The organism is Microbacterium sp. Bi128, assembly GCF_918698205.1.
Genome location: NZ_CAKKMM010001404.1, coordinates 1 through 1308, shown reverse-complemented (window position 1 = coordinate 1308; position 1308 = coordinate 1). Strand labels below are relative to the sequence as shown.

Annotated in this window: 1 protein-coding gene; it reads right to left on the bottom strand. The window is 75.2% G+C overall.

Going from position 1 to position 1308, the window contains the following annotated elements:
• A partial coding sequence (locus LQV45_RS33175) for a helicase-related protein (RefSeq protein ID WP_290370394.1) occupies positions 1–1308 on the bottom strand: 1308 nt, incomplete at both ends.

Below are 1308 nucleotides of genomic sequence, written 5' to 3'. Positions count from 1 at the left end.
CTGGTGAGGTCTGCGCCCGGTGCGCGCTGGTCCCCCGAGACCAGGGCAACGGCCTCGGCCGCCGTGCGGTAGCCCACCGTCGCGGCGCCGTCCAGCAGGGCGCGGGCCAGCCGGGGATCAGTCGGGACCCGGGCCAGGGTCTTGCCCACCTCGGTTGCGTGACCCTCCGCGGTGACGGCGCCGAGTTCCCGCAGCACTTCGACGGCCTCGTCCATCGCGGCCCGGGGCGGCGCGTCCGGCAGCGCCAGTCCCCGGCCGCCGGGGGATCCCCAGCAGGCCAGGACCAGGGCGGCGCCGGTCAGGTCAGCTGCCGCGATCTCCGGCGTCGGGTGCGCCGGCGCAGCGCCAAAGGCCCGCTGGTCATAGCAGCGGATCACCGTTCCCGGGCCCTGGCGTGCGGCACGGCCGGCACGCTGGTCCGCGGACGCCCGGGAGCAGGACACCGTCACGAGTCCGGACATTCCGCGGCCGGCGTCGCGCCGCGGCTCGCGGGAAAGCCCGGAATCGATGACCAGCCGGACGCCCGGAACAGTGAGGGAGGACTCGGCGAGTGCGGTGGAAACGATGATCCGGGCAGCCCCGCCGGGCTCACGCCCGGAGACGGCGCGGTCCTGCTCCGCCGGCGGGGCCTGGCCGTGGAGTTCCAGAACCTCGGCGCGGCTCCGGCCGCGGAGCCGCGCAGCCACGTAGGAAACCTCCCAGGCGCCGGGAACAAACACCAGGGCGTCCAGATCCCGTCCGCCAGCCAACGCGGCCGCGTGCCCGGCCGCTGCCGTGTCGGCCACATGGTCCAGGAAGGCCCGGGCCACGCCCCGCTCATCCAGCCGCGGCGCCGGCGCGGGGGCCCATTCCACGTCCAGCGGAAACAGCACGGACGGACAGTCGATGACCGGTGCCGGCCCGCCGCCGTCGTCATTTCCGTCCGCCGCCGCACCGATCAGCGCGTCTCCAATCAAGGCGGCGAAGCGGGGGGCATCGAGGGTGGCCGACATGGCGACGAGGGCGAGGTCGCCGCGCAACTGGCGGACTTCGGCGAGCATGCCAACGAGGAGGTCGGTCTCCAGCCCGCGTTCGTGGACCTCATCGAGGATCACGGCGTCCGTGCCCTCGAGCCCCGGGTCAGCGAGGAGGCGGCGCAAGAGGATGCCGGGGGTAACGAACTCGATCACGGTACCCGGGCCGGTCTGGCGTTCCCCGCGGACCGTGTAGCCCACGCGGTCGCCGAGCCGGGTGCCGTCCAGGGCGGCCAGGCGCCGGGCGGCCGCACGGGCAGCGACGCGGCGCGGCTGGGTGACGACGATCCGCGGG